At 60.4% G+C, this 20,543-nt stretch carries 16 protein-coding genes; 10 read left to right on the forward strand and 6 right to left on the reverse strand.

The features are described from left to right. The first annotated feature begins 8 nt into the window (after positions 1-8). The 4 genes from ACTWLJ_RS10855 (at position 9) to ACTWLJ_RS10870 (ending at position 6,506) form a co-directional block, all read left to right on the forward strand. On the forward strand, positions 9-2,360 hold the full coding sequence (locus ACTWLJ_RS10855) for a hybrid sensor histidine kinase/response regulator (protein ID WP_445180805.1): 2,352 nt from the start codon (positions 9-11) through the stop codon (positions 2,358-2,360). A 96-nt stretch (positions 2,361-2,456) separates the two neighbouring features. Then, positions 2,457-4,106, forward strand: a complete 1,650-nt coding sequence (locus ACTWLJ_RS10860) for an acyl-CoA dehydrogenase family protein (protein ID WP_445180806.1) — start codon at positions 2,457-2,459, stop codon at positions 4,104-4,106. A 192-nt stretch (positions 4,107-4,298) separates the two neighbouring features. Continuing rightward, the gene (amn, locus tag ACTWLJ_RS10865; protein WP_401214278.1) at positions 4,299-5,798 is read left to right on the forward strand and encodes an AMP nucleosidase; all 1,500 of its coding nucleotides are present in this window, start codon (positions 4,299-4,301) and stop codon (positions 5,796-5,798) included. Between the two features lie 72 nt (positions 5,799-5,870). Continuing rightward, positions 5,871-6,506 (forward strand): pseudouridine synthase, encoded by a 636-nt coding sequence (locus ACTWLJ_RS10870; protein ID WP_401214281.1) that lies wholly within the window; start codon positions 5,871-5,873, stop codon positions 6,504-6,506. Here the strand turns inward: ACTWLJ_RS10870 and ACTWLJ_RS10875 are convergent. Further along, positions 6,501-6,710 carry a DUF2788 domain-containing protein gene (locus ACTWLJ_RS10875; protein ID WP_007909655.1) on the reverse strand — a complete coding sequence of 70 codons (210 nt, stop codon included), beginning with the start codon at positions 6,708-6,710 and terminating at the stop codon, positions 6,501-6,503. The genes ACTWLJ_RS10870 and ACTWLJ_RS10875 overlap by 6 nt on opposite strands. 195 nt (positions 6,711-6,905) lie before the next feature. Beyond that, the gene (locus tag ACTWLJ_RS10880; protein WP_007909658.1) at positions 6,906-7,385 is read right to left on the reverse strand and encodes an Lrp/AsnC family transcriptional regulator; all 480 of its coding nucleotides are present in this window, start codon (positions 7,383-7,385) and stop codon (positions 6,906-6,908) included. A gap of 464 nt (positions 7,386-7,849) precedes the next feature. Between ACTWLJ_RS10880 and ACTWLJ_RS10885 the strand changes: the two genes are divergently transcribed. Next, on the forward strand, positions 7,850-8,935 hold the full coding sequence (locus ACTWLJ_RS10885) for a DUF6515 family protein (protein ID WP_445180807.1): 1,086 nt from the start codon (positions 7,850-7,852) through the stop codon (positions 8,933-8,935). Here ACTWLJ_RS10885 and ACTWLJ_RS10890 read toward each other — a convergent pair. Both ACTWLJ_RS10890 and ACTWLJ_RS10895 read right to left on the reverse strand, forming a co-directional pair. Beyond that, the gene (locus tag ACTWLJ_RS10890) at positions 8,929-9,837 is read right to left on the reverse strand and encodes a cation diffusion facilitator family transporter (RefSeq protein ID WP_445180808.1); all 909 of its coding nucleotides are present in this window, start codon (positions 9,835-9,837) and stop codon (positions 8,929-8,931) included. The two genes, ACTWLJ_RS10885 and ACTWLJ_RS10890, sit on opposite strands and share 7 nt — an antisense overlap. Before the next feature lie 22 nt (positions 9,838-9,859). Further along, positions 9,860-10,279, reverse strand: a complete 420-nt coding sequence (locus ACTWLJ_RS10895) for a polyribonucleotide nucleotidyltransferase (RefSeq protein WP_401214288.1) — start codon at positions 10,277-10,279, stop codon at positions 9,860-9,862. 111 nt (positions 10,280-10,390) lie between these two features. Between ACTWLJ_RS10895 and hrpB the strand changes: the two genes are divergently transcribed. Further along, positions 10,391-12,910, forward strand: a complete 2,520-nt coding sequence (gene hrpB / locus ACTWLJ_RS10900; protein WP_445180809.1) for an ATP-dependent helicase HrpB — start codon at positions 10,391-10,393, stop codon at positions 12,908-12,910. Between the two features lie 3 nt (positions 12,911-12,913). On the opposite strand, the gene ACTWLJ_RS10905 is transcribed toward hrpB, so the two are convergent. Then, entirely contained in the window at positions 12,914-13,831 is a 918-nt protein-coding gene (locus tag ACTWLJ_RS10905; RefSeq protein WP_401214291.1) for a LysR family transcriptional regulator, read from the reverse strand. Positions 13,832-14,053: 222 nt separating this feature from the next. Between ACTWLJ_RS10905 and ACTWLJ_RS10910 the strand changes: the two genes are divergently transcribed. From ACTWLJ_RS10910 to ACTWLJ_RS10925, 4 genes are all read left to right on the forward strand, one after another. Beyond that, positions 14,054-15,544 carry an aldehyde dehydrogenase gene (locus ACTWLJ_RS10910; RefSeq protein WP_445180810.1) on the forward strand — a complete coding sequence of 497 codons (1,491 nt, stop codon included), beginning with the start codon at positions 14,054-14,056 and terminating at the stop codon, positions 15,542-15,544. A gap of 377 nt (positions 15,545-15,921) precedes the next feature. Then, a complete protein-coding gene (locus ACTWLJ_RS10915) occupies positions 15,922-16,908 on the forward strand; it encodes an ABC transporter substrate-binding protein (protein ID WP_445180811.1) in 987 nt (328 codons plus the stop codon). A gap of 9 nt (positions 16,909-16,917) precedes the next feature. Continuing rightward, positions 16,918-17,721, forward strand: coding sequence for an ABC transporter permease (locus ACTWLJ_RS10920; RefSeq protein WP_445180812.1), 804 nt, complete (start codon positions 16,918-16,920; stop codon positions 17,719-17,721). Beyond that, positions 17,709-18,545, forward strand: a complete 837-nt coding sequence (locus ACTWLJ_RS10925; RefSeq protein WP_445180813.1) for an ABC transporter ATP-binding protein — start codon at positions 17,709-17,711, stop codon at positions 18,543-18,545. Before ACTWLJ_RS10920 ends, ACTWLJ_RS10925 begins: the two co-directional genes overlap by 13 nt. A 1,063-nt stretch (positions 18,546-19,608) precedes the next feature. Here ACTWLJ_RS10925 and ACTWLJ_RS10930 read toward each other — a convergent pair. Next, the gene (locus ACTWLJ_RS10930) at positions 19,609-20,529 is read right to left on the reverse strand and encodes a hypothetical protein (protein WP_445180814.1); all 921 of its coding nucleotides are present in this window, start codon (positions 20,527-20,529) and stop codon (positions 19,609-19,611) included. Between the last annotated feature and the right edge of the window lie 14 nt (positions 20,530-20,543).

Below are 20,543 nucleotides of genomic sequence, written 5' to 3' on the forward strand. Positions count from 1 at the left end.
GGGCTTCAATGCGCTATTTGTTGATGTTGCTGTTCTGCTTGCCCCTCCTGGCGAGCGCCGTCGAATTCGACGAATCCACCCAGAGCCTGCCCTTGGGCCGCTCCCTGCAAGTGTTCGAAGACCCAAGCGGTCAGGCGAGCATTGCCGATGTTCGTGCACAAGCCGCGGCCGGCAACTTCAAACCCCACGACAAAGCCACGCTCAACGCCGGTTACTCGCGTTCGGCGTTCTGGCTGAAGATCGATCTGCAATACCGACCGAACAATCCTGCGGCCCAACGCGCGTGGTTGCTGGAGCTGGCCTATCCGCCGCTCGACCATCTCGACCTTTATCTGGCCGATGCCAATGGTGACTATCGTCTGGTGCGCCAGACCGGTGATGCATTACCGTTCGCCAGTCGCGAGATTCGCCAGAACAACTACCTGTTCGATCTGCCGTTCAAGCCTGAGCAACAACAGACCGTGTATTTGCGACTGGCCAGCGAAGGCTCGATTCAGGCGCCGGTAACGTTATGGTCGAGCACCGCGTACCTGGAAGACCAACCGTTGCGCCTGTACGTGCTAGGCATCATTTATGGCGTGCTGCTGGGGATGCTGGTCTACAACCTGTTCATCTACCTCAGCGTGCGCGACACCAGTTACCTCTATTACATCTTCTATATCGCCTCGTTCGGTCTCTACCAATTATCGGTAAACGGCGCGGCGGTCGAGTATTTCTGGCCGAACAACCCGTGGTGGGCCAATGCCTCCACCCCGTTCTTTATTGGCTGTGCCGGATTGTTCGGCAGTCAGTTCGCTCGTAGCTTTCTACAAACCAAAACCCACAGCCCTTGGCTTGATCGCATATTGATCGGCCTGATCGCGTTCGGTGCGCTGGTGGTCGGTTTGTCGCTGATGACCAGTTATGCCTTGGCCTTGCGCCTGGCGACGACGCTGGCGCTGACCTTCACCGTGGTGATTTTTGCTGCCGGCATCCTCGCCTGGTGGCGTGGTCTGCGGGTGGCACGCTATTTCATCATTGCCTGGTCGGCGTTCTTGCTGGGCGGGGTTATCAACACGCTGATGGTGCTGGGTCTGGTGCCGAACGTATTCCTGACCATGTACGCCAGCCAGATTGGCTCGGCGATTGAAGTGGCGCTGCTGTCGCTGGCACTGGCCGACCGGATCAATGCGATGCGCGAGCAACAGGCACAGACCTTGTTTGATGCCGGGCAGAAGCTCGAAGTGCTCAACCAGCAACTGGCCCACAGTAATAAGCTCAAGGATGAATTCCTCGCGACCCTGACCCACGAACTGCGCACGCCGATGAACGGCGTGATCGGCTCGCTCGAACTGATGCAGACCGTCGATCTGGACCCGGAACTGGAGCAATACCAGCAGACCGCCGCCGGTTCGGCGCGGGACATGATGCGCATGGTCAACGGCATCCTTACCCTGACCGAGTTGCAAGCCGGCAAGCTGCGGGCCACGCCTGACAGTTTCAGCCTGCGCGCAGTGGTCGAAGCCCTGCGAGTGCAGTTCGATGGCAATGCGGCGAGCAAGTCGCTGGAGTTCAAGATCGAAGTCCTGCCGACCCTGCCGGATCGTCTGCACGGCGACAGCGCCAAACTCGCGCAATGCCTGGAATGCCTGCTGGACAACGCGATCAAGTTCACCCGCATCGGCGGTCTGGCCCTGCGCGTCACCGGCAAACCGGCAGCGGGCAATCGTATGGCGCTGTCGTTTGCGGTGATCGACACCGGCATCGGTTTTACCGATCTGGGCGAGGCGACCCTGTATCAGCGTTTCTTCCAGCTCGATGGTTCGATGACCCGCGAGTACGGCGGTTTGGGCGTCGGTCTGGCGATCTGTAGGCAATTGGTCGAGTTGCTCGGCGGCAAGCTCACGCACCGTTCCGCACCGGGCAGCGGCAGCCGTTTCCAGTTGGATGTCGAGTTCGAACTGCCGGCGGTCGAAGCTGCGCCGGTCTCCATGCGCAGCCGCGAAACCGTGCGCGCACCGCAGGACTGCACGGTGCTGCTGGTCGACGACAACAGCGTCAATCAGTTGGTGATGCGTGGAATGCTGCTCAAGCTCGGCTTCCGCGTGCGTACTGCCGACAGCAGTTCGGCGGCGCTGGAGTATTTGCAGCGAGAAACCTTTGACGCGGTGCTGGTCGACGGTCAGTTGCCCCACGACGACGAGATGCTCTGCTGCCAGATTCATGCACTGCCGGGTTGCGCCACGCTGCCGGTGTTCATGCTCGCGCTCGGCACTGACCGGGAACATTGTGCGAGCGCTGTGCAGATCGATTATTTGCACAAACCGGTGAAGTTTGAAGATTTGCAGGCAGCGCTGGAGCGCCGGGTACTTTGCGGCTGATAGGGTGAAAGCGCCGCCAATTAGGCGCATATGACACTTTGACCGCTCACGGTGCGGTGCTTAACTGAGGTCCTGGCTGACCAAAGGAGCCCCGTCATGAACCTGCATCAGTTCGCCGAAACCCACGACGTCACGAACCAGCCGCCGTCGCTCGACGGCACCAACCTGTACCGAATCGACCTGCCGTTGCAGGAGTGGTCGCGCAGGTTTGGCGCCGGTTGGGCCGAGTCGCGGATCGACGCCTATGGCGCGCTCGCCGGCGGGCCGTTGATGGAAGCCGGGTTCCTCGCCAATCAGAACAAACCGGTATTCGCCAGCCATGACCGTTACGGTCATCGCATCGATCTGGTGGAATTTCACCCGGCCTATCACGAGCTGATGCGCACTGCGATCGAACATGGCCTGACCTCATTGCCGTGGGCTCATCCGCAGGACGGCGCGCATGTCGCCCGGGCGTCCATGAGCTATCTGCACAGCCAGGCCGAGGCTGGCAGCGGTTGCCCGTTGACCATGACCTTCGCCAGCGTGCCGGCCATGCGTTTGCAACCGAATCTGGCTGAACAGTGGTTGCCGAAAATCCTCGCCACCGAATATGACCCGCGCAACGTCGGCATGGCCCACAAGGCCGGGGTCACCATCGGCATGGCGATGACCGAGAAACAGGGCGGCACCGATGTGCGCGCCAACACCACCAAGGCTTATCCGGTCGGCGCTGGCGGCCCGGGTCAGGCTTACGAACTGGTCGGGCACAAGTGGTTCTGCTCGGCGCCGATGTGCGACGCGTTCCTGACCCTTGCGCAGACCGACAAGGGCTTGAGCTGTTTCCTGTTGCCGCGCCATCGCCCGGATGACACGCGCAATCAGTTCTACATTCAGCGTTTGAAAAACAAACTCGGCAATCAGTCCAACGCCTCCAGCGAAGTGGAGTTTCGCGGCGCGCTGGCGTGGATGGTCGGCGAAGAAGGGCGCGGTGTACCGACCATTATCGAAATGGTCGCCATGACCCGATTCGATTGCATGGTCGGTTCCAGCGCGTTGATGCGTCAGGCGCTGACCCAGGCCAGCCATCACTGCGCCCATCGCAAGGTCGGCGGCAAACTGCTCAGCGAACAACCGCTGATGCAGAACGTGCTGGCCGATCTGGCGCTGGAAAGCGAAGCCGCGCTGGCGCTGAGCCTGCGCATGGGCAAGGCGCTGGATCATCTGGATGATCGCCACGAAGCGCAGTTCGCCCGGCTGGTGACGGCGGTGGGCAAATACTGGATCTGCAAACGCGCCCCGGCAATGATCAACGAAGCGGCGGAATGCATGGGCGGCGCCGGTTATGTCGAGGACAGCATTCTGCCGCGTCTGTACCGCGAGGCGCCGGTCAACTCGACGTGGGAAGGTTCGGGTAACGTGCAGTGCCTTGATGTGCTGCGGGCCTTGTCGAAAGAGCCGGGCGTGCTCGATGTGCTGTTCAGCGAACTGGGTGACGGGCATGGCGACAAGCGCCTGGCTGCGCACATTCAGCAGTTGCAGGCGCAGTTCAAGGACACCAGCGACATTCAGTACCGGGCGCGGCAATTGACCGAGGACATCGCGCTGGGCTTGCAGGCCAAGCTGTTGCTGGAGGCGGGTAATTCGGCGGTGAGCGATGCGTTTATCGCCAGTCGACTGAGCGGCGGTGGCCGGGTGTACGGTGCGTTGCCGCGTGGGCTGGATGTCGAAGCCATTGTCGCGCGCTCGACCCCGCAGGGTTTCTGACCAAAATCCCCCAAACACCTTCAATCTCTGTGGGAGCTGGCTTGCCAGCGATGGCGGCCTGCCAGTCAACATTGATGTGGAATGTAACGGCCTCATCGCAGGCAAGCCCGCTCCCACAAGGATCTCTATTGTTTGAAAGATTGAGCTACAGCCATTACGCCACTGTTCCCGTCGCGCCACGATGCAGGCAAGATGAAGCTCTGCAAGTCAGAACACAGGAAGCTGATCGTGACCGAAGCGTTTATTGTTGTTCAAACCGCCGAACAAGCCGTGGATCGTCTGGCCGAGTTGCATGAACGGGCTACCACTGCACTGAATTCCGCGCTCAAGCGTTACCTCAAGGATCGCGTCGAGCCCGACGCTGAACAGCGCGCCCTGTTTCGTTATCCCGAGCTGCGTCTGACCTACCTCTGTCAGGGCGAAGTTCCGCAGACCACCCGCGCTTACGCCAAGGTGCAACTGCCGGGCACTTACAGCGTCACCGTCACCCATCCGAAAGCCTTCCGCAAATATCTGCTGGAACAGCTGGTGCCTTTGATGCACGACTTCACCGTGACCGTCGAAGTCGGTGTCAGCCAACAGAATATTCCGTACCCGTACGTGGTCGAGCAAGGCGATGAACTGGCCGGCTCCGGCGTCACCGCCGCAGTGCTGGCGCGAGTGTTCCCGAGCACCGACCTGTCTGCCGCCACCGACGGTATTGCCGATGGTCTGTACGATTGGGAAAACACCGATCCGTTGCCGCTGGCGCTGTTCGACGCCGCGCGGGTCGACTTCTCCCTGCGGCGTCTGGTGCATTACACCGGCAGCGACTGGCGGCATGTGCAGCCGTGGATTCTGCTGACCAACTATCACCGTTACGTCGATCAGTTCATCGTCCATGGTCTGGAGCAACTGCGCAGTGACCCGCGTTTCGTACGCATGGTGTTGCCGGGCAACGTGATCATCGAGAAGAACATGGATCACGGCGAAGCTTCGGCGATTGCCGCTGGCGTGGTCTGGCACCGTTACCAGATGCCGGCCTATCACCTGATGGCCAGCGACGGCCACGGCGTGACGCTGGTCAACATTGGCGTTGGCCCGTCCAACGCGAAGAACATTACCGACCACCTCGCCGTACTGCGTCCGCATTGCTGGCTGATGATCGGTCACTGCGGCGGCTTGCGTCAGTCGCAGACCATCGGTGACTACGTGCTGGCGCACGCTTATATGCGTCGCGACGGGATTCTCGACCGGGTGGTGCCGCCGAACATTCCGATCCCGGCACTGGCCGAGGTGCAGATGGCGCTGCAGCAGGCTGCCGCCAATATCACTGGCGAGAAGGGCGAAGAGCTGAAAAAGCGTCTGCGCACCGGCACCGTGCTGACTTACGACGACCGCAACTGGGAATTGCGCTGGGCCCAGGAACGTCCGCTGATCAACCTGTCCCGCGCTGTTGCCGTGGACATGGAAAGCGGCACCATCGCCGCTCAGGGTTATCGTCTGCGGGTGCCGTACGGCACGTTGCTGTGTGTCTCGGACAAGCCGCTGCACAGCGAAATCAAGCTGCCGGGTTCGGCCAACGCGTTCTATGAGCGTGCGGTCAGTCAGCACTTGAAGATCGGCATCGAAGCGGTGGATCTGCTGCGCACTGAACTCAACTCGCTGCACTCGCGCAAACTGCGCAGCTTCGACGAACCGCCGTTCCGTTAACGGTTAGTCGTGGTCATTTGGCGGTCGGGGCACTAGCATTGGAAGCCCTGACCGTTAGATGTTGTTTTGCTCATGTCCCGTCCCCCGCGTCCACCTTCCCGCCGCCCCGGCGCGAAGCCTCAGCCTTCTGCCCCGCGCCGTGTTGCCAAGGCACCACCGGCCGAGCCGAAACTGATCCTGTTCAATAAGCCGTTCGATGTGCTGACGCAATTCAGCGACGGTGAAGGGCGGGCGACGCTCAAGGATTACATCGACGTGCCCGGCATCTACCCGGCCGGACGTCTGGATCGCGACAGCGAAGGCTTGTTGTTGCTGACCAATGACGGCCAGTTACAGGCGCGGATTGCCGATCCGAAACACAAACTGGCGAAGACGTATTGGGTACAGGTCGAAGGCGTACCGACGGCCGAGCAATTGCAGCGTTTGCGCGACGGCGTCGAACTGAATGACGGCATGACCCTGCCCGCCGAAGCGCGGCAACTGGATGAACCGGAGTTGTGGCCGCGCAACCCGCCGGTACGCTTTCGCGTGACCGTGCCGACCAGTTGGCTGGAGCTGGTGATTCGCGAGGGGCGTAACCGTCAGGTGCGGCGCATGACGGCGGCAGTCGGGCTGCCGACGTTGCGGCTGGTGCGGGTCAAAATTGGTGACTGGTCAATCGAAGGGCTCGATCAGGGCCAGTGGAAAGAAGTACCGGCGCGCTTATAAGGCGCCGGATTCGATCAGGCCGATCACCACACTCTTGATGATGAACGCGGCCACGCCCAGACCGAGCACGAAGAACAGGATGAACGAGCCAAAGCGCCCGGCCTTGGACTTCTTCGCCAGATCCCAGACGATGAAACCCATGAAAATGATCAGGATGCTGACCAGTCCGGTCATCATCCATTCTTCGAGTAATGCTGGGTCCATCGGGTATCTCCGGCTCGGTCGCGACTGAAAAGTACGCTGCGAGTATACGCCTGGGGTAAGGCTGCGAGCATTGACCTGCGTCGGTGTGCCGCACCGCAGTTATTGGTCGGCTGGGCTGGCCCCTTCGCGAGCAGGCTCACTCCCACAGAGGAATGCATTTCAAATGTGGGAGCGAGCTTGCTCGCGAAGGCGATCTCAACTACGCAGATGAGTCAGGGGCAATTCGGTGCTGTTGAGCACCTGATTCAGCACGAAACTCGAACGCACGCTGGTCACGCCTTCAATCCGGGTCAGATGCCCCAGCAGCAGTTTCTGATAGTGATCCATGTCCGGCACCACCACTTTCAACTGATAGTCAGCGTCCACGCCCGTCACCAGGCTGCACTCCAGCACCTGCGGCAACGTACGGATCGCTGCTTCGAAATTCTCGAAACGCTCCGGTGTGTGCCGGTCCATGCCGATCAGCACATAAGCGGTCAGGCTCAGGCCGAGCATCTTGCGGTCGAGCAGGGCGACCTGGCGCGAAATGTAGCCGTCGTCCTCCAGTTGCTTGACCCGGCGCGAGCACGGGGAGGGCGACAGACCGATGCGCTCGGCCAGTTCCTGGTTGGAGATGCGGGCGTCGCGCTGCAATTCCGCCAAAATGCTCAGGTCGTAACGGTCGAGTTTGCTCATCAATCAGGCCTTTGTCGTATCTATTGCGGCGGATTATCTATCCAGGGTTAAAAATTGCGCAAGTGGTGTTTATTTCAGCAATCTTCGCAATCATCTGTCGCGGCCTCAGGCCTATTCTTATCACCAGAATCACTGCTCGGTAACACAGTCCACGCGGCCCGCCCAATCCGGCCTGCCGCGGCCGCCACCCTCACCGGGGTTGTGCCGGCCCCCGAGCTACACACTGTCCAGAAGACGGCGTGAGGTGAGCCGACGTCATAAGCGTTGAGCCAGGACGAAGTTCTCTAGAAGGGAGGCCGACGGGTCTCCCTTTTTTCTTGCGCGCGATTTTTGTGCTTTTGCGCTCGCGCTCCTCAATAAATAAGTTGCGTGACTGATAACCTTTGTCAGAACCCGGTGTGTGTATTCCCGGTCTTAGTTACAAGCCCACTTAATGACAGGCTTGGCCCGTAATGAGGAATAGCATGAAGTCGCGCATCTGGCGTCTGGCCGGTGTTGGTTTGCTGTGTGTGAGTGTCAGTGCGCAAGCGCTTGCCGATGAACCGCAGAACCGTGGCCCCGATAATGGCGGACGCGGACCGGAACATGAGGGTAACAATCAGGGGCATGGCGGCAACAATCAGCCGCACGGGCAGAACAATCCGCCGCCGCAGAATCAGCCACGTCCGCAGAACAACGAGATCATTCGTGGCGACAACAGTCGCCAGTTCGAACACAACGGTCAGCAGCAGCAGCAACAGCAACAGCAACAGCAACACAACAACAATGGTCAGTGGCAAAACCAGAACCAGAACCGCCCGCCGAATCAGCCGAATCCGGTTCACCAGCCATCGCCGCAGCCATCCAACAATCTGTCGATCCAGCCGCGTCCCGATGCCGTGCGCCAGACCCAGGAGCCGCGTCAGGGTTACTACCGCGACGAGCGCCCGCAAAATGGCTACAACAACCAGCATTGGCAGACCAATAATCGCCCCAATGACAATCACTGGCCGGGACGTCCGGACGGTCATGGCAATGGCTGGGGCCCGGGCCCGCAGTATCGACCGGGGCATATGATCGACCGCTTCCCCGACCGCGATTACCGCGTGCCGTATCGCGGCCAGGATTACTTCTATTCCGGTGGTTACTGGTATCGCCCACAGGGCCCGCGCTATATCGTCGTGCAGCCGCCACGGGGGATTCGCATCCAGTATTTGCCTGATTATTCGCGTGAAGTGTGGATCGGCGGGTCGCTGCTGTTCCTCGCCGCCGGTTCCTATTACGCCTATCAGGAAGCCACGCAGGATTACGTCGTGGTCGAGCCGCCGGTTCAACAGCCGCCACAGCCGCAGCCGCAATCTCAGGGCTATGACGTTCAGGCCTATCCGGCCAACGGCCAGTCGCCGGAGCAGGTGCAGCAGGACGGTTATCAGTGCTATCAGTACGCCGTCCAGCAAAGCGGGTTTGACCCACGCACCGCGACCTATCAGCCGGCGCCCGAAGTGGTTCAGGCTTATCGTCAGGCTCAGGGCAGTTGCCTGAGCAGTCGCGGTTATCAGGTGACTTACTGAATCCGGGTTTGCGCCCGTTCAGACTTGACCACTTCCTGCGGGTCGGCGTGCACCAGCACTTCGGCCCGTGGGTAGGCGGCGTGAATCGCATCCGCCGCTTGATCGCTGATGCCGTGAGCGACTGACAGCGTCAGTTCTCCCGGCAATTCCAGATGCAACTGCACGAACCAGTGATTGCCCGAGATCCGCGTGCGCAAGTCATGGGCGCCCAAGACTCCCGGTACGCCACAGGCGAGTTCGAGCATGTGCTGACTGACATCCGTCGGCAGCTCTTCATCCATCAACACCGCAAAACTTTCCCGGGCGATCTGCACCGCGCTCCAGAGGATGTACACGGAAATCCCCAGACCAAACCAGGCGTCCAGTTGAGTGAAGCCCAACCCGGCCAGCACCAGCGCAATCAGAATGCTGCCGTTGAGCAACATGTCCGAGCGGTAATGCAGGGAGTCGGCGCGTACCGCATTGGAACCGGTCTGCTTGATCACCCGATGTTGCAGCGTCAGTAACGCCGCCGTCAGCAGCAGCGAGAACACGATCACGCCGATGCTCAGCCATGGCGCGCCCAGTGGCTCCGGTGTTTTCAAACGCTCGAACGCCTGGAACGCGATCAACACCGCACTGCCGCCGATGAACAGCGCCTGCGCCATGCCCGCCAGCGATTCGGCCTTGCCGTGGCCATAACGATGATCGTCATCCGCCGGGCGCAGTGCGTAATGCACCGCCAGCAGATTGAGCAGCGAGGTGACGCCATCGAGCGCCGAGTCGGTGAGGCCGGCGAGCATGCTCACCGAACCGCTCAGCCACCAGGCGATGGCTTTGGCGATGATCAGCGTACAAGCCACCGCCACCGAGGCGCGGGTCGCGAGCCGCAGCAGGCGGGCGTGTTCGGGGCTGGTGGTCATGAGTGCGGTAGATCCTTATGGTTTAGGCGGCAGGTTGCAGGCCGAACATCGCCAGTTGCTGGGTGCTGCCCTTGTGCTGAATCAGGCGCGGGTCATCGAGTGGAAAGTCTTTGCCCAGTTCACTTTCGAGAATAGCCTGCAACTTGTGATTATCGACCTGACCGTCCGGGCCGATGGCTTGTTTGAGTTTGGCCGGGTCGATCTGCGCGGTGTGGCCCGGTTCGAAATAGATCGCGCCAGTGGCGAAGTCGACGGCAAACGCGATCAGGCCGGGGATGATGTAGAACAGGAGGCCCACGGCATCGAGCACGGCAATCGCCGGGTCAACCTTGCCGTCGATCTGGCCGCGACGGTCGGGATAGAAAATCGAGCCGCACGCGGTCAATTGAGTAAGCAGGGTGGCGACCAGCACACCGCCGATCAGTCGAAAAGGTACACGCATGGGAAATATCTCCTGAGTCATCTGATAACGAAGCTTCGTCTTGTGAAGTTAAGACCCTGACGAAGGCTTAGCAGTTCGCCGTTATACTCGCCGCTCTGTTTTGGAGCCAGCATGATCTCTCTGCCAATCGATGAAGTTTTACCCGCCCTGCGTGAAGCGTTGGCGACACGCCACGAGGCTGTGCTCGAAGCACCGCCCGGCGCCGGTAAAACCACCCGCGTGCCCTTGGCCCTGCTCAATGAAGCGTGGCTGGCCGGGCAAACCATTCTGATGCTCGAACCGCGTCGTCTGGCGGCGCGTGCGGCTGCCGAGAGATTGGCCAGCGAGTTGGGCGAGAAGGTCGGCGAAACCGTCGGGTATCGCATCCGCCTCGACAGCAAGGTCGGCCCCAATACCCGTATTGAAGTGGTCACCGAAGGCATTCTCACCCGGCGTTTGCAGGACGATCCGGCGCTGGAAGGCGTGGGTCTGCTGATCTTCGACGAATTTCACGAACGCAGTCTCGACGCCGATCTGGCGCTGGCGCTCAGTCTGAATGGTCGCGAACTGTTTCGAGCTGAACAGCCGCTGAAGATTTTGCTGATGTCGGCGACCCTCGAAGGCGAACGCCTGGCCAGCCTGCTCGACGACGCGCCGATTCTGCGCAGCGAAGGGCGGATGTTCCCGGTGGCGATGCGCTGGGGCCGACCATTTCAGCCCGGCGAATACATTGATCAGCGCGTAACTCAGACCGTGCTCGAAGCACTCAACGATGAAACCGGCAGCCTGCTGGTGTTCCTGCCGGGACAAGCGGAAATTCGCCGTGTCCATCAACAACTGAGCGATGCGATTGGCGAACGCAAAGACGTTCTGTTGTGCCCGCTGCACGGTGAACTGGATCTGAATGCCCAGCGCGCCGCCATCGATCCGCCTCCCGCCGGCCAGCGCAAAGTGGTGCTGGCAACCAACATCGCCGAGACCAGCCTGACCATCAACGGCGTGCGCGTGGTGATCGACGCCGGGCTGGCACGGGTGCCGCGTTTCGATCCCGGCAGCGGCATGACTCGCCTCGACACCCAGCGCATCTCCAAGGCCAGCGCCACCCAGCGTGCGGGCCGGGCCGGACGACTGGAGCCGGGGGTTTGCTATCGGTTGTGGTCGCAGGATCAACACGATCAGCTGGCGGCTTATGGCAGTGCGGAAATTCTCTCGGCGGATCTCGCCGCAATGGCGCTGCAACTGGGGCGTTGGGGTGTCACGCCGGGCGAGTTGGTCTGGCTCGATGTTCCGCCAGCAGCGGCTTATGCACAGGCGCAGGATTTGCTCGAACGGCTCGGCGCACTGGACGGCGAAGCGCTGACCTCGCACGGTCAGGCCATGGCCGAGTTGCCGGCGCATCCGCGCATCGGTCATCTGTTGTTGCGCGGTCAGGCATTGGGCTTGGCCAACATGGCGTGCGACGTCGCCGCGCTGCTCGGCGAGCGCGATATCTTGCGCGGTGCCGGCGCCGATCTGCATAGCCGACTGGTGTTGTTGTCCGGCGAAGAACGTGCGGCGCGCGGCGCGCAGGGTGGCGTGCAGCGAGCGCGGCAACTGGCGCGGCAGTACCGTGGTTACCTGCGTGGCAAGGCCAGCGAGCCGGTCAGCGATCCCGATCATCCGCGCTGGCTCGGTGCCTTGCTGGCGCTGGCCTATCCGGATCGCGTTGCTCAGCAGCGGCGTGCCGGTGGCTCGGAGTATCGTCTGGCCAACGGTCGCGCCGCGTTGTTCGCCGAAGCCGACAGCCTGATGAAGGAGTCGTGGATCGTCATCGCCGATCTCGGCAGTCGTCAGGGCCAGCGCGAAGAACGGATTTATCTGGCGGCGGATTTCGATCCGGCGCTGTTCGATTCGGTATTGGCTGAGCAGGTGCGTTGCGTCGATCAACTGGACTGGGACGAGCGCGAAGGCGTGTTGCGTGCCGAGCGTCAGCGCAAGGTCGGTGAGCTGATCCTCAGTCGCGAACCGCTGACCGGTCTCGACGAAAACGCACGCAGTCAGGCGCTGGTGAATCTGGTGCGGCGCAAGGGTCTGGAATTGCTGCCGTGGACCCCGGAACTGCGCCAGTGGCAGGCGCGAGTTGCGCTGTTGCGCCAGCTCGACCTGAATACCTCGGATGAAAGCCAGTGGCCGGATGTCAGCGATGCCGCATTGCTGAAAAATCTCGAGCATTGGCTGATGCCGTATCTGGGCAAGGTTTCGCGGCTCAGCCACTTCGCCAATCTCGACCTGTCGAGCATCGTGCGTAATCAGTTGCCGTGGCCGCTGCCGCAGAAGCTGGATGAGCTGGCGCCGCATCACATCAGCGTGCCGTCCGGCTCGTCGATCCGTCTGGACTACAGCGAACAGCCGCCGATTCTCGCGGTGCGGTTGCAGGAGCTGTTCGGTTTGTCCGATACACCACGGATTGCCGGTGGCCGGCAGGTGGTCAAGTTGCACCTGTTGTCCCCGGCGCGACGCCCGGTGCAGGTGACGCAGGATCTGGCGAACTTCTGGCGCAGCACCTATGCCGAGGTTAAGAAGGATCTGAAGGGACGGTATCCCAAGCATTATTGGCCGGATGATCCGTTGGTGGCTGAGGCCACTGCCCGCGCCAAGCCTCGGGGAACCTGAAGATCAAAAGATCGCAGCCCCGCCCGTCAGTTGTTCGCGGCAGTAGTCGGCGAACAGCTGCGCCGGTTTGGTCAGTTGCCCGCGCTTGAGCCACGCCGCCACCAGACCTGAACCGGTGACGTCCTCGACAATCTCCACGCACACCACTTTCTTGCCGTCGTAGGTGCATTCCGAGTGCGGCCGGGTGACCAGCACCGAGAAGCCGAAACCCTGACCGACCATGCCGCGCACCATCTCGATCGACGGTGAGCTGAACTCGATTCGCGGGGTCAGCCCGAGTTCCTCAAACAGGCTGACGAAGTAGGTCCGGCTCGGTTGCACGTCCAGCAGAATCATCGGCTCCAGACACAGATCGCGCAGCGACACCTGCTTGTACTGGGCGAAGCGGTGATCGGCCGGCAGCAGCGCATAAGGTCGCTGCGCCGGCATTAGCGGTTCGGTCTGGATGGTCGCATCGAGTTCGTGTTCGTAGAGGATGACCAGGTCAAAAGCACCTGACGTCAGCCCTTGCACCAACTCTTGTTGTTCGCCATCGCGGATGCGGATTTTCACTCCCGGATACAGCGCGGAAAACCCGGCGATCAACTGTGGCAGGTAGAGCGGGGCGACGGTTTCGAAGCAGCCGATATCGATCTGCCCGCCCACCACATCGTTGTCGGCCAGGGCGTTCTGCTCGAACTCCTTGGCCATGCGCAACAGTTCCTGGGCCTTGCGCAGGAAGCGCGCACCGCTCGGTGTCAGCGAAACCCCTTGGGCGTGATGACGGATCAGCAGTTGTACGCCGAAGCTGTCTTCCAGTGCCTTGATCGCCGTGGAAATCGCCGGTTGGGCGATGTACAGCTTGCGCGAGGCCTCGGCGACGCTGCCGCATTCGACGGTGGTGATGAAGTATTTCAACTGACGCAAATTGTAGGCGGCCACGGCAAACCTCAGGACGAGCGGACTCGACTTTCAAGCAATTTATGCGCCGCTGCGTCCGTTGCTCGACGATGTTTTTATCCTTGAACCTTAGCCATCTATGCGCCGTTCAGGTGAACCGTTTGCCCAGTTTTTTCATTACCTGCGAAGACATTTTTACTATTTTTAGCGCGCCCGGGGCTGAGCGACCATCGAAGCACAATAAAGCCCATGGAGCATCTGAACGTGTTCGAGCTTGCAGATTGGCAGCGCAAGGCCGTTGCATTGAAGTTTCCCGATCAAGCCGTGATCGCCGGCAAACACTGTGCGGCGCAATCGGGGCAGACCTTTGCCGCGATCAACCCCGCCACCGGCCAGCTTCTGGCCAACGTCGCAGCGTGCGGCGAGGCCGATGTCGATGCGGCGGTGCGCAGCGCGCGGCAGGTGTTCGAAGCGGGCGACTGGTCGCAACGTTCACCCGCCGAGCGCAAGCAAGTGCTGCTGCGGCTGGCCGATCTGTTGATGGCCCATCGTGAAGAGTTGGCATTGCTCGACTCGCTGAACATGGGCAAACCGGTGATGGATGCCTATAACATCGACGTGCCGGGTGCCGCTGGGGTGTTCCGTTGGTACGCCGAAAGCCTCGACAAACTTTACGATCAGATCGCCCCCACAGCGTCCAATGTTTTGGCAACTATTAGCCGCGAAGCGCTGGGCGTAGTCGCCGCTGTGGTGCCGTGGAATTTCCCGCTGGACATGGCCGCGTGGAAACTCGCACCAGCGCTGGCGGCAGGCAACTCGGTGATTCTCAAACCCGCTGAACAGTCACCGTTTTCGGCATTGCGTCTGGCAGAGCTGGCGCTGGAGGCCGGGCTGCCTGCGGGTGTGCTGAACGTGCTGCCGGGGCTCGGTGAGCAGACCGGCAAGGCGCTGGGGTTACACGCGGACATTGATTGTCTGGTGTTCACCGGGTCGACTCAGGTCGGCAAATATTTCATGCAGTATTCGGCGCAGTCGAACCTCAAGCAGGTGTGGCTGGAGTGCGGCGGCAAGAGCGCCAATCTGGTGTTCGCCGATTGTCAGGATCTGGACCTTGCGGCGGAAAAAGCCGCGTTCGGCATTTTCTTCAATCAGGGTGAAGTCTGCTCGGCCAATTCGCGGCTGCTGGTGCAGCGCTCGATCCATGATGAGTTTGTCGAGCGCCTGAAAGCGCAGGCCGAGCGCTGGCAACCGGGCGATCCGCTCGACCCGCAGAGTCGCGCCGGGGCCATCGTCGACAATCGTCAGGCTGCGGGCGTGATGCGCTTCATTCGTGAGGCCGAGCAGCAAGGCGCGACGCTGGTTTGCGGTGGTCGGCAGGCGAGCTTCAATGGCTCTGACAACTTTATCCTGCCGACGATTTTTACCGGCGTGCGAGCGGACATGACGCTGTTCCGTGAAGAGGTATTTGGCCCGGTGCTGGCGGTAGTGCCGTTCGACGATGAGGCCGAGGCGCTGCGTCTGGCCAATGACAGTGTCTATGGTCTGGCGGCGTCGCTGTGGACCGACGATCTCAATCGTGCGCATCGCGTTGCACGGCAGTTGCGGGCGGGTACGGTGTCGGTGAACACGGTGGATGCGTTGGACGTGACGGTGCCATTTGGTGGCGGCAAACAGTCCGGTTTTGGTCGCGATTTGTCGCTGCATTCGTTCGACAAATACACCCAGTTGAAAACCACTTGGTTTCAATTGCGCTGATACCGCGCCGGCCCTATCGCTGGCAAGCCAGCTCCCACAGGTTTCGGTGGTGTCCACAATTTATGGGCAACCCGAGATCACTGTGGGAGCTGGCTTGCCAGCGATTGGACTGTTGTTTCACCCATGATTCCCGACTTGCACCTGCCTTGAGCATCCCCGCCAATGCCGCCCTTTTGCGGTGCGCCCTAGCCAGTTTTTTCATGGTTCGCAGCCAACAATTTCCTGATTTTCCTGCGCCCGCACATGGGCCACCATCGATCTCGCCAGCCCCAGAGTTCCACGCCAGAGTCCAACAGAGACCGCAGCGTGGATTCACTTCACAGGGGCCGGCCGTACTGCCCATGACAAAACTAAATCAACAGCGTCGGGAGTGCTCCATGATCAAGTCCTTGTGTCTCCGTCTCACCCATCCTTTGGCGATTACCGCCCTGGCCGCAACAGTCGCCACCGGCGCCCAGGCCGGTACGCTTTCCATTGGCCATACGACCTGGGTCGGCTATGGCACGCTGTATCTGGCTCAGGATCTGGGCTACTTCAAGGAAAACGGTCTGACCGTCGAATTGCCAGTGGTCGAAGAGGCTTCGATGTACATGGCTGCGCAGGCGTCCGGGCAGTTGTCCGGGTCGGCCTCGACCATCGACGAAGTGCTCAAGTATCGCCCGCAGTTCTGCTTCAAGGCTGTCGCCGCACTGGATGACAGCCACGGTGGCGACGGCGTGCTGGTCGGCAAGGACGTGAAGAACCTGCAAGAGCTCAAGGGCCAGACCGTCGCGGTCAACGAAGGCTCGACCTCGCAGTTCTGGCTCTCGTATCTGCTGAAAAAGAACGGCATGAAAATGAGCGACATCACCGTGCAGAACATGACGGCTGACGACGCCGCTACCGCGTTCATCGCAGGTCGTGTACCGGCCGCCGTGACCTGGGAACCGCATCTGTCGATGGTCCGTGACCGACAACAGGGCAAGGTGTTGATCGACAGCAGCAGCACACCGGGAGTGATTGTCGATGTGGTGGCGCTGAACTGCTCCGTCATCGAAAAACAACCGGCAGACGTCAAGGCGCTGGTGGCCGGACTCTACAAAGCGGTGAAGTACACCCAGGAACATCCGGAAGAGGCCTACGCGATCATGGCCAAAGGTGTCGGCGGCTATCTCTCCGATCCGAAGGAGCTGGCCGCGGCTGCCAAAGGCGTGCGCTTCTACGATCAGGCCATGAGCGAAAAACTGCTCGGCTCACCGGGTAATCCGGGTGACAGCGCGGCACTGATCAAACTGGCCAACGAAACCGCCAGCGAGCTGCAAGGCAAACCCTACAACGTCAGCCATGACGATCTGGTCGACAACCGTTTCGTCAGCCCGCTCTAGGAGGTTTGCATGTTCAAGCGCAATTCGTGGCTGAGCCGCTGCCTGACGCCCAAGACCGGTTTGCCGGTGCAAGTGGTGTGGGGCGCGAGCGGTCTGGCCTGGCTGTTATTGATCGGGCTGTGGGCCGGTTTGTCGTATGGCGGAATTGTCCCGGGGATGTTTCTGCCGACGCCCGGCGCGGTGGTCGAGGCCGCCGTGCGCCTGAGCCGTGACGGCACGCTCGGCCAGCATGTCTGGGCCAGTGTCGAAGTGGTGATGGTCGGGTTTATCGTCTCGTCGCTGGTGGCGATTCCGATTGGCTTGCTGATGGGCAGTTTTCGCATCGTTCAGGCGTTTCTTGAGCCGATGGTGAACTTCATTCGCTACCTGCCGGTGACCTCGTTTGTGCCGCTGTTCATCCTGTGGATCGGCATCGGTCTGGAGCAGCGGGTCTCGGTGATTATCTTCGGCGTGTTCTTTCAGCAACTGGTGATGATCGCTGACGTCTCCAAAGGGATTTCCAAGGATCTGGTGAATGCCTCTTACACCTTGGGCTCCAACCGCCTCGACGCGGTGTTGCATGTGATCGCACCGGCTTCGGTGCCCGGCGTGCTCGACACCTTGCGCGTGACCATGGGCTGGGCCTGGACCTATCTGGTGGTCGCCGAACTGGTGGCTGCATCCAGCGGACTGGGTTATCTGAGCCTCAAGGCCATGCGCGGCTTTCAGGTGGATGTGATCTTTCTGGCGATCGCCATCATTGGCCTGCTGGGCCTGTTCACCGATCAACTGTTTCGCTTCCTACGTTTGAGGATCGCCGCATGGGCTCAGTAACCGCTGCTACTCATCGTTTCATCGAGCCGGTGGCCACCGCGCCGCATGCCGCCCCGCGTTTGCAGGTGGACAAGGTCAGCCTGCGTTACAAGAAGCCTGATGGCGGCACGTTTACCGCGCTGGAGCAGGTGTCTTTCGAGGTGCCTGATCAGCAGTTCGCGGTGCTGGTCGGGCCATCGGGTTGCGGCAAATCGAGCCTGTTGTACCTCACCGCAGGTCTGGCCGAGCCGACCTCCGGCGAGATCTACGTCGGCGGCCAGCAAGTGCAGGGCCCGGGCGCGGATCGCGGCATGGTGTTCCAGAGCTACACGCTGTTTCCGTGGCTGACCGTGCGGCAGAACGTCGAATTCGGCCTCAAACGTCGCGGCATGCCGGCGGCGCGGCGCAAAGAGATCGTCGATTACTACGTCAACGAAGTCGGGCTTGCCGGGTTCGCCGACAGCTACGCCAAACAGCTTTCGGGCGGCATGATGCAGCGGGTGGCGATTGCTCGCGCACTGGCCAATGACCCGCAGATCCTTTTGATGGATGAGCCGTTCGGCGCACTGGACAGCCAGACGCGTTTGCAGATGCAGCAGCTGTTGCTGCGGGTCTGGGGCAACAGCAAGAAGACCGTGTTGTTCGTGACCCACGATATCGACGAAGCGATTCTGCTCGGTGATCGGGTCTATGTGATGGGAGCACGGCCGGGGCGGATCAAGCAGATACTCGACGTGCCTATCGAACGTCCACGCACGCTGGACATGGTCATGGAACGCTCGTTCATCGACATGAAACGGCAGATCTTCGGCCTGCTGCACGACGACCTCGAAGAAGTGCATTGATCAACGGCTAGCTATTTGTTCTCCCTGTGGGAGCGAGCCTGCTCGCGAAGGCTTTGTGTCAGTCGATGCATCCGGTGCCTGCAGGCCAGCTCCCACAGGGATTGCGTTGTGCAGATGATTTGAGGCAACTCACAAAACCTGTGGGAGCGAGCCTGCTCGCGATAGCGTCGTGTCAGTCAACACATCTGGTGCCTGACACACCGATTTCGCTGGCAGGCCAGCTCCCACAGGGATTTGTGTTGTGCAGATGATTTGAGGCAACTCACAAAACCTGTGGGAGCGAGCCTGCTCGCGATAGCGTCGTGTCAGTCAACACATCTGGAGCCTGACACACCGCTTTCGCTGGCAGGCCAGCTCCCACAGGGGATTGCGCAGTGCAGATGATTTGAGGCAATTCACAAAACCTGTGGGAGCGAGCCTGCTCGCGATAGCGGTGTGTCAGTTCAATGCATCCGGTGCCTGACACACCGCTTTCGCTGGCAAGCCAGCTCCCACAGTGATTGGTGTTGTGCAAACAGTTTGAGGCAACTCACAAAACCTGTGGAAGCGAGCCTGCTCGCGATAGCGTCGTGTCAGTCAACACATCTGGAGCCTGACACACCGCTTTCGCTGGCAGGCCAGCTCCCACAGGGATTTGTGTTGTGCAGATGATTTGAGGCAACTCACAAAACCTGTGGGAGCTGGCCTGCTCGCGATAGCGTCGTGTCAGTCAATACATCTGGTGCCTGACACACCGATTTCGCTGGCAGGCCAGCTCCCACAGGGATTGGTGTTGTGCAAACAGTTTGAGACTGCTCACAAAACCTGTGGGAGCGAGCCTGCTCGCGATAGCGTCGTGTCAGTCAACACATCTGGAGCCTGACACACCGTTTTCGCTGGCAGGCCAACTCCCACAGGGATTGCGCTGTGCAGATGATTTGCGGCGACTCACAAAACCTTTGGGAGCGAGCCTGCTCGCGAAGGCTTTGTGTCAGTCGATGCATCCGGTGCCTGACACACCGCTTTCGCTGGCAGGCCAGCTCCCACAGGGATTTGTGTTGTGCAGGTGGAACCGGGGAGTGTTTCAGTGCAGTGAAAAGACAGTTCTGGTCCATCCCTGCAACGTGTATTTCTGATAGATCTGCTCGGGAACGTCCACATACGGTTCGTTAATGAACTGCTCGGGAATCACCGGGCTGGCTTCATCGATGACCAGAATGTTTGCCGGGTTGTAGAAGTCATAGTCGACAACGCTTCTGTTGGTGGTAATGACTTTTTTGCGCGAGGCCATAGCCTCAAAAAAACGGAAGCTCAATCCGGCCTGGCCGGGCTTGGAAATGTCCAGAATGATCCGCGAGCGTTTTACCAGTTCGCCTACGGACTCCAGAGACATTCTTTGTGCGAAGAAGGTTATGCCCGGATGAGCGCCGGGGATCGGTTTGCACTGAACCATAAACTTGTAATCACTGATCCCGAGTCGATCAAACTCCTGCGCCAGTTTTTCCAGTGCTGGAACCCGATCCTTGCCGGCCATGACCACAATTGCCGAGTATTCGACGGGTTCCCCCTCCACGACATGGTCGTCGTAAATGAAGTTGTGCAGTTTTTTCAGGCCATGGCTCTTGGCATTCTCCGGATCGAAGGAAAACACCTCATCGTATTCGGCAAGTTGTTCACGGCTCATCGGCCATCGACTGAAGCTGTCGTAAAGATAGGCAATCTTGCGGTCGCAGGACTTGAAAGCTACCGCCAACTGCGTCGGATCTATTTGCGCCGGGTTGATGAACAAGGCGACATCAAATCGTCCGGATGCACGGATTGCTTTTTTGATCTGCCGCAACTGAGCCCAGTGTTTGAGCGGGCGGCGAATGATCTTCGGGGCGCGATTGAATTTTTCGGACATCGAAGATGTGTCAATGAAGCACACTTCGTTTTCGGCCATTAGATGGTTCGCCAGTTTCCGGGCGTAACCCCCAATGTCCTTGCACACCAGTAATATCTTCATGCGCTCTCCGAATC

Source organism: Pseudomonas sp. McL0111 (genome assembly GCF_052567255.1).